Genomic DNA, 8,134 nt, shown 5'->3' with positions numbered 1-8,134 from the left:
CCATGAAGGGCCGCGACTTCGTCACCCCCGACGACGTCAAACGCGTCGCCTACCCCCTCCTCTCCCACCGCGTCGTCCTGACCCCAGACGCGAAGGTGAACAACGTGCGAAAGGACGAAATCATCGAATCCGTGCTGGACAGCGTTCCCGTGCCGACGGTGGAATAGAAAAATCGCCCTTTCTTTCTCACGCCCGTAGCGCCGACGTGAGCGCCAGCATCGCGATCAGCAGGAACACCAGCGCGGTCACGGGTTTGCCGCCACCGCCGGCCAGATACACGCCGTAGCCGAGCGCACCGGCGGCGACGCCGACGATGGTACTCGATGCGGCGTGCATGATTTCGAGCGTCTGCGTGTCCGCCTCGCGGCCCAGTTGCTCACCGACGTTGATCGCCTGTTCGCCGAAATCCCACGCGAGGACCGTCGCTATCGCGCCGGGAATCAGGAGTTCCGGCGGTGCCGCGACGAGGCTCCCGGCCAGAATTCCGGCGAGGAGGACGAACCCGCCGGTCGTGACGAGGCGACGCGACCCGCGGACGACGCCGATGGCCACGAATAGCAGGCCGAGCAACCCGAAGAGCGCGCCGATGCCGCCGAAGAGCGCACCCGCCCCGAGCGCGACGGACGCGGCGATGACCGAAAGCAGTTGACTCACCCGCGCCGGGGAGCGGTCGATGGTTTCCGAAGCGCTCCCGCTCATCGTGCCCACCGCCTGTTCATCTTCGCCAGCGTAACGCCAAGCAACTCGTCCGTGTCCCAGTCCACGGCCCGGATGCCGCTGGCGCGGATCGACTGGAGCCGCTGCCTTCGTTCCACCTGCGCGAGTCGTTCCCCGACCGACACGTCCGTCGTCGGGTCCGGGCTGACGACGGTGACGGCGTGGCCGATAGCGTCGAGCCGCCGTGCGATTTTCGGCGCGAAGTCGTCACAGAGCGGGGAGAAGAACACCACCTGTGCGTCGCTCGGCAGTCGTCGCCGAAGCCAGCGTAGCGACATCGTCGAGTAAAACCTCTCGTCCGACGGCGTCCGAGCGAACGCGCTGGCGTGGGAGAGCAGTTCCCGCGCTTCGACGCGGTGGGTTTCCCCCGTTGCGGGGGCGAGCCACGCGTCCTCCGGGCCGAGCGCGGCGATGCCGACCCTGTCGCCGTTGTCGAGGAGCGCGCTGAACGCGTCGCCCGCGGCACGAATCGAGTGTTCGACCGCACCGGGGTCCTCGTGGTCGCTCGTCAGGTACGCCTGTTTTCGCACGTCCACGAGCAGGACGACGGTCGCCGTCCGCTCCTCGCGGAACTCGACGGTCGTCAGTTCCCCCGTGCGGGCCTTTCGTTTCCAATCGATGCGCGAGAGCGGGTCGCCGGGTCGATACTCGCGCGTGGCGAAGAATTCGATGCCAGTGCCGCCTTCACGGGTCGTCACTTGACCGACGTGGCGAATCGTCTGTTCACGTAACGGCACGTCCTCGGCGGTCGATTCGAGTTGTGACGTACATGAAATCGTCGTCTCGTCTTCGAGTTCGAACTCCCGTTCGAGCGCACCGCTGAAGTCCCGAGCGAGGGCCTGTGCAGGGGCGAAGACGTGGTCACCTCGAACCGCCTCGACGGTGTAGGTGAACACCGCGCGCTTGCCGGGGCGAAGCGCGGTTCCGATCCTGGGCGACCCGGCCGTCACGCGAAGTCCGTCCGGAACGCCGTCGATGACCCGGAGGTCCGGTGCAGTCCTGTCGCCGACGTTCTCCACGGTCACTTCGACCTCGGTTTCATCGCCCGGCGCGGGTGTCGGGTCGCGGACGACTCGGGTCAGTTCGAACGCCGTCGATGGCGGCGTGGCGGTCCGGGCGTACGCCGCGAACGCGACGCCGACGACGCCGATGAGGAGCGTGACCGGACTCTCGGTGAATATCCCGACTCCGGCGGCGAGCAACACCATCGCGCTGACGCCGTGCCATCGGTTGGTCTCACGGATGACGTTCATTGGCTTTCCTCCACGTACTGGGCGACGGCATCGGCCGTCTTCCGCGCGCGGCGTTGAAACGCGGTCTCGCTGCCGAGCGACCGACGCAGCCACTCACGCCACGAGCGGCGGGGAGCGGACGGTCCGCCGAGGAACGCGGCGGCTTCCGGGTCGTCCGTCCACCTTCCCGTCTCGATTTGGGTCCGCGCCTCGTCGACCGAACAACCGTCCCGCCTGGTGATCGCTGCGACGAGCGAACGTTCGAGGCGTTGCCGGAGTTCCTTTCGCGACCGGATGAGACGTTTTCGGTGGCCGGAGTGGACGGTTCGGAGCAGTTCGTCGAACTCCTGGCCGGGCGTCGGCAACGTCACGTTCGTCTCCGGGTCGCCTGTCTCAGCTCCCTCCACGTCGGTCCGTCTCCGCTGTTGGATCACGCGAAGCCCTTGGACGAACGCCAGCACTCCGACGACCTTCACGAACACCTCCTGAAGGGGGAACATCGTCGCCAACCCGGGCGCGATGGCGACCGCGAGTCCCCAGCCGACGGCGAGGAGACCGACGACGGTGACGACCGTTCTGCGTTTCATTCGTCACCCTCCTCGTCGTCCGCGTACGCTCGCTCGATACGACGGAGTGCGTCTATCGCCCGCCGTTCGTGGTCCTCGCTGGCGTCGTGCCCTCCGTACCGCACCTCCTCGAAGACGCTCGTCAGTTCGTCCACGTCCTCGGGGTCCATCCCGGCGGCCACGGCGGCCGACGCGAACTCGCCCGGCGTGCTGGAGTGTGGCGATGGCACGTTCAGATACTCGGTCATCTCGCGCCACGCCCGATACACCTCGTTCTCGACGCCCGATTCCGATTCGATCCGGTCGGCGGCCTCACCGGCCGCACGACCCACCGCAGCGATGTCGGGTTGGTTCTCCTCCACGTTTCCGGCGTCCGGCCCCGTATCCTCGTTCCCGCTCGAACTCCGAACGAGCAGGACGACGGCTCCGAGGAGCGCGACGCCGAGGACGACGAACATGATGAGGGACGGCGTCGCCATGCCGTTCGCACCGTTGCCGAGTCCGCCGGTGCTGCCCTTCGGCAACGAGATGTCGCTCGTGTTTATCGCCCCGCCGAGACCCCCACCGCCGCTGGGTGTGACACACGCCGTCAACAACGCGTGGATGAACAAGAAGGGGACGCCGACCGGTCCGACGATCGCGAGGACACCGAGACCACCGGCCTTCCGGTAGGCGAGCGCCGCGAGTAGTAGGAACGCGACGATCATGGCGAGGATGGCCGCGGTCGAATCGAGGACAGGATAGCACGGGAGCTTGATCGGTGTTCCCATCTTCCCGCCGCCGTTCGACATCGGCGGACTCGATCCGTTCGTTTGACTGCTTCCGATGCCGTCGGGGCCACCGCCGAGACCGGTTCCGGACCCGTTCTCCACGGCGGAGTTCAGGGTTGCGGCGGCGAACGCGATGGCGAGAATACAGAGGAGGGCGATGACGACGACGCGGGCGGTATCTCGTTCCACGGTACCAAGTAGCTGTATTGACAACTTAGGTTTTCTGTCTTCTCACGGGGGAATAGCGTTCGTGGAAGAAGACAAAAAATATGACTACCGATCCGCTCGGATGCGCTTGAGACACTCTCTACGGTGCGAGCGTGGCCGACGACATCGTATCGTCCTCCGGGGGTGCCGTGACGAAGCGGGGGCACCGCGACGAAGAATTGTTCGAGTGGTCACCGAACACGCCGGGCGAGTTCGCGTCGGCCGCCAGCAGTTTGACTACCTGTGAACCGTCCCCGCTAATCGTTCACGGCGACGCGGACAAAATCGACGGGAGACGGACTCACACACAATGGCCAACCGTTATGCCGCCCCCGCTCGTGTCATCGGTATGCGATTTGTGGGGGTGGTCGTCGTCGTTCTGCTCGTCTGTCTCGCACCGGTGAGTGGCGTGCTGGCCGGTGGAGGTAGCGGGAGTGGTGGGGGTGGACACGCGAAACAGTCCGACAACCACCCGTCGGACCCGAGTTCCGACGTTATCGGCTGGGAACACGGCTACTGGTACAACGAGAGCATCGACGTGAACCAGCGGGACGGGTTGTCGAAGGCCGAAAAGAAGCGGTACGTCGCGCGGTCGATGGCCCGCGTCGAGCACATCCGAAAGCAGGAGTTCACCCATCCGGTGACGGTCGAGGCGTTGTCCCGGAAGGAGTATCGAGCGCTCGTCCGGCAGCAGGCGGCGAACAGCAACACGCCGTCGGAGCGTGCGTGGGAGAATCAGATTTGGGAGGGATTGTTCGTCACGGGCGAGCAGGCCGACGCCGCTCGTCAGCAGACCACGCTCATGCAGGACCGCGTCGCCGGGTTTTACCTCCCGGGGAAGAACCGCGTTTACGTCATCTCGAACGGGAAGGGGAGAATCGACAACGCGACGCTGATCCACGAACTCACGCACGCGATGCAGGACCAACACGAGAGGCTGTCATCGCCACAACTCCAATCGAATTCGATGGACGAGCGACGCGGGCACGATGGCCTGACGGAGGGCGAAGCGACCTACGTCGAAAAGCGCTACGCGAACCGCTGTGACAAGTCGTGGCAGTGTGTCGGGAAGGTACACATCGTGCGAAAGCGGACGCCGTACAGCGGCGGAAAACTGCCGTCGTACAACCTCGCCATGCAGGTCGCGCTCATTCAACCCTACTCGGACGGTCCGGCGTACGTCGCGTCGAAGTTCGATTCGGGCGGTTGGTCGGCGGTGAACGAGCAGTATCGAAATCCGCCGAACTCGTCGAAGGCGGTCATCCATCCGGGAAAACGAACCGGTTCACCGCCCCCGCTTCACCTCGGTGAACAGGCACGAAACGGGTGGAAGCTGTACGGAAAACACGGTACAAACGGTTCACAGACGGTCGGCGAAGCGGGCATCTACACCATGTTCTGGTATCAGGGTCGCGCCGACGGCAATCCGATCATTCACTGGCAGCGGTTCCAGAACGCGGATCACGGAACGTACGACCTGTTCGATTACTCCAGTCCTCCCTCGGACGGGTGGGCGAACGACCGACTCTGGCCGTATCACAAGGGGGAACAGCGCGGGTACGTGTGGCGGACGAAGTGGGAAACCAAGCGCGACGCCACCCAGTTCGTGCGGGCGTACCGCGAGTTGCTCCGCGGGAAAAACGCGAGACGAGTCGGTCCGAACACATGGCGAATTCCGAAGGGACCGTTTGCCGATGCCTTCCGAATCGACCGACACGGACGAACCGTGACGATAGTCAACGGCCCGACGGTCGGCGCGCTGTCGGACGTTCGGCCGGGGTCGAAAGCAAAACGGAAAATGCGGCTCTCACGGGTTCGTTGACGAGTTATTCGGAGATGGACGAGAGGGAAACGTCTCCGATTTTGTCACTGGTTCGCTGTGTGCCACGGAGAGATGTCTCTCACGGTCGTCGTTCGCCGAATGAAAAATACGATTACGCGGCCGCCTCGTCGGTGGAGACGCTCGTCGGGAGCGCGTCCGTCTCGTCGGCCACGGTCAACAGGTCGTGGTATCGGTTGCGAATCGTGACGGTGCTCACGTCCGACACCTCGCTGACCGCGTCCTGCGTGAGATCTTCGCCTTCGAGGAGCGCGGCGGCGTACAGCGCGGCGGCCGCGAGGCCGACGGGCGATTTGCCGCTCGTCGCACCCGTCTCTTTCGCCGTCTTGAGGAGGTCGTGGGCGCGGCGCTTCGTCGCGGGCGTGAGGTCGAACTCGCTTTCGAACCGCGAGAGGTAGTGCTCGGGGTCTGCGGGTTGGACGCCGAGGTTGAGTTCACGAACGATGTAGCGGTAGGTGCGCTTGAACTCCATACCGTCGATGCGGCTGACGGTCGTCATTTCGTCCATCGTCCGCGGGATGCCGCTCTGGCGGGCCGCCGCGTACAGCGACGCGGTCGCGACGCCTTCGATGGAGCGTCCCGGGAGGAGGTCCTCGTTCAGCGCGCGGCGGTAGATGACGCTGGCCATCTCGCGGACGTTGTCCGGGAGGCCGAGCGCGCTCGCCATGCGGTCGATTTCGCCGAGCGCCTGCTTGAGGTTGCGTTCCTTGCTGTCGCGGGTGCGGAAGCGCTCGTCCCACGTTCGAAGGCGTTGCATCTTCTCGCGCTGGCGCGGACTCAGTGACCGTCCGTAGGCGTCCTTGTTCTGCCACCCGATGTTGCTCGACAATCCCTTGTCGTGCATCATCTTCGTCGTCGGCATCCCGACGCGGGACTTCGAATCGCGTTCGCTCGCGTCGAAGGCCCGCCACTCGGGACCGTGGTCGATACCGTCGGTCTGGACGACGAGGCCGCACTCGTTACAGACGGTCTCGGCGTGCTCGGAGTCGGTAATGAGGTTGCCGCCACATTCGGGGCACACCTCCGGCTCTCGCGTCTGCTCGTCCGTCTGTTGCTCTTCCCGTTCGGGCCTGTGTTTTCCCGTCCGTTTTCGTTCGATGTTCGCTGCGGGCTGCTGGTCGTTCCGATTGATTTTCGTACTCGTCATGGTGGAAGGAAATGGAACCGATCCTCGGAATAAACCGCTGGAGAGGAGGGCTCGCTAACCCAATGTAAGCGCTGAAAGTATATAAATGCACTGGTTTGCAGTGCAAGCTTTCGGATACAAACGTAAACTAGTGTACTAAAATCAGTTTTCTCTGGCAACAATTGACATCCAGATTAAATTGATCATAAGAATATGTACTGCCCGTTTTCGGGAAGATAGAGATGACGCGACAGACGCGACGGACGTTCTTGGCTACCGCCGGTGCCATCGGTCTTGCTGGCTGTTCTTCTATCGTCGAAAAATCGCCGCTCCCGATGAACGGGACTGGCCGAAATTCACGACGGAAAAAGGCTACGGGGCCGCCGGTTCCGGCCGCAAGCGACTTCGAGGAACTGAGCGGATGGCAGGCGGTTTCCGGACAGGGAACCCTGTCGAAATCGACCGACGACCCGTACCGTGGGTCCCAATGTGCCCACATGGTCGGAAGCGACGCCACGAAGGCAGGCTGTATTTCCCGAACGCTGTCGGGAACCGACCTCCGCGGGACGAACTTCTCGATGGCTGTCAAGATCGAAAACTACGACTTCGCCAAGATTCTCATCGAACTGGTCGCCCCCGACGGCGACAACGCCGTCCAACTCAAGCGGACGCTGGTCGGTCCGAGCGACCGCTGGGTGCGCGTCAACTTCGGCGTCACCGGCGTGGCGGGGACCCCGGACCTCTCGTCCGTATCCGAACTCCGAATCATTGGACGGCCGGTCGATACCAACGCCCGAGACCCCATCGAACTGTTCGTGGACGACCTTCGAACGGTCTCACGACCCGACAAGGGGGCGGTGATGTTCACGTTCGACGACAGCCACGCGACCCACTATCGCGCGTTCGAAATCCTGCAGAAGTACGACTTTGCCGGGGTAGAGGCCGTCATCCCCGAAAGCATCGGCCACGACGGCCGACTGACGACGGACCAACTGTCCGAGATGGCGGACGGCGGATGGGACATGGCCGCTCACCCGGACGTGCAGGCTCACTCCTTCCCCGAATACTCGCCGGACGACCAGGCGGCGTTGCTGAAGCGCACGCAGGAGTACCTCCAATCACACGGGTTCGACGACGGCGCGCGCCACTTGCTCGTCCCGAAGAACGAGGTCGGTCCGAACACGTTCGACCTCGCGCGAAAATACTACGACTCCATCTACAGTTTCGGCGGCAGTCCGAACGCCATGCCGTTCGAGAACCAGGACGCCATCGTCTCGCGGGTGGACGGCAAGGACCTCGACGTGACGAAACGGTACGTGGACTACGCCGCCGAGTACGGCCAACTCGTCGTCCCGCTGTTCCACGCCATCGGCGACGGCGGCGAAATCAGCGAGTCCGACCTCGAATCGCTGGCACGATACGTTCGGAAAAAGGACGTGGACGTCATCACCGCCTCCGACCTGCTCGACGGATAATCGTGGCGAATCGTTCGTTCATTTCGTTCAAATCGCAGCGCGCGAGTCTTTTTTCCCCGCCGGTACGAACTCGGTCTCCCCGAAAGGCTGACCGCCACCGCAGACTCTTAACGCCTCGCGCACCAATTGGGGGTATGACCGAGAAAGCGACACTCGCGGGCGGTTGTTTCTGGTGTCTCGAAGCGGCCTACAAGGAACTCG

The 8,134-nt window shown here is 63.9% G+C and carries 7 protein-coding genes and 1 pseudogene; 3 read left to right on the top strand and 5 right to left on the bottom strand.

The genetic code is table 11. The features are described 5' to 3' along the window. Window positions 1–167, top strand: a pseudogene (locus WBV42_RS02975) (AAA family ATPase); the annotation flags it as partial. A 19-nt stretch (window positions 168–186) separates the two neighbouring features. Here the strand turns inward: WBV42_RS02975 and WBV42_RS02970 are convergent. The 4 genes from WBV42_RS02970 to WBV42_RS02955 are packed head-to-tail and all read right to left on the bottom strand — an operon-like array spanning window position 187 to window position 3,474. Beyond that, window positions 187–699, bottom strand: a complete 513-nt coding sequence (locus WBV42_RS02970) for a DUF7519 family protein (protein ID WP_423984715.1) — start codon at window positions 697–699, stop codon at window positions 187–189. Beyond that, entirely contained in the window at window positions 696–1,970 is a 1,275-nt protein-coding gene (locus WBV42_RS02965; RefSeq protein WP_423984714.1) for a DUF58 domain-containing protein, read from the bottom strand. Before WBV42_RS02965 ends, WBV42_RS02970 begins: the two co-directional genes overlap by 4 nt. Beyond that, window positions 1,967–2,536, bottom strand: a complete 570-nt coding sequence (locus WBV42_RS02960; RefSeq protein ID WP_423984713.1) for a DUF7269 family protein — start codon at window positions 2,534–2,536, stop codon at window positions 1,967–1,969. Before WBV42_RS02960 ends, WBV42_RS02965 begins: the two co-directional genes overlap by 4 nt. Further along, window positions 2,533–3,474 (bottom strand): DUF4129 domain-containing protein, encoded by a 942-nt coding sequence (locus WBV42_RS02955; protein ID WP_423984712.1) that lies wholly within the window; start codon window positions 3,472–3,474, stop codon window positions 2,533–2,535. Before WBV42_RS02955 ends, WBV42_RS02960 begins: the two co-directional genes overlap by 4 nt. 367 nt (window positions 3,475–3,841) lie before the next feature. Here WBV42_RS02955 and WBV42_RS02950 point away from each other — a divergent pair, with 367 nt between their 5' ends. Then, window positions 3,842–5,314, top strand: coding sequence for an Hvo_1808 family surface protein (locus tag WBV42_RS02950; RefSeq protein WP_423984711.1), 1,473 nt, complete (start codon window positions 3,842–3,844; stop codon window positions 5,312–5,314). A gap of 112 nt (window positions 5,315–5,426) precedes the next feature. Here the strand turns inward: WBV42_RS02950 and WBV42_RS02945 are convergent, their stop codons facing one another. Next, entirely contained in the window at window positions 5,427–6,479 is a 1,053-nt protein-coding gene (locus WBV42_RS02945; protein ID WP_423984710.1) for a transcription initiation factor IIB, read from the bottom strand. Between the two features lie 221 nt (window positions 6,480–6,700). Between WBV42_RS02945 and WBV42_RS02940 the strand changes: the two genes are divergently transcribed. After that, window positions 6,701–7,933, top strand: a complete 1,233-nt coding sequence (locus tag WBV42_RS02940) for a polysaccharide deacetylase family protein (protein ID WP_423984709.1) — start codon at window positions 6,701–6,703, stop codon at window positions 7,931–7,933. Window positions 7,934–8,134: the final 201 nt, after the last annotated feature.

The organism is Haladaptatus sp., assembly GCF_049589095.1.
Taxonomy (GTDB): domain Archaea; phylum Halobacteriota; class Halobacteria; order Halobacteriales; family Haladaptataceae; genus Haladaptatus.
Note: the sequence above shows the minus strand (reverse complement) of the source record. Positions and strands in the feature narration are given on the sequence as shown.

Coding starts and splice junctions, on each gene's coding strand:
- WBV42_RS02970 (WP_423984715.1), bottom strand. CDS start 699: ATGAGCGGGAGCGCTTCGGAAACCATCGACCGCTCCCCGGCGCGGGTG.
- WBV42_RS02965 (WP_423984714.1), bottom strand. CDS start 1,970: ATGAACGTCATCCGTGAGACCAACCGATGGCACGGCGTCAGCGCGATG.
- WBV42_RS02960 (WP_423984713.1), bottom strand. CDS start 2,536: ATGAAACGCAGAACGGTCGTCACCGTCGTCGGTCTCCTCGCCGTCGGC.
- WBV42_RS02950 (WP_423984711.1), top strand. CDS start 3,842: ATGCGATTTGTGGGGGTGGTCGTCGTCGTTCTGCTCGTCTGTCTCGCA.
- WBV42_RS02945 (WP_423984710.1), bottom strand. CDS start 6,479: ATGACGAGTACGAAAATCAATCGGAACGACCAGCAGCCCGCAGCGAAC.
- WBV42_RS02940 (WP_423984709.1), top strand. CDS start 6,701: ATGACGCGACAGACGCGACGGACGTTCTTGGCTACCGCCGGTGCCATC.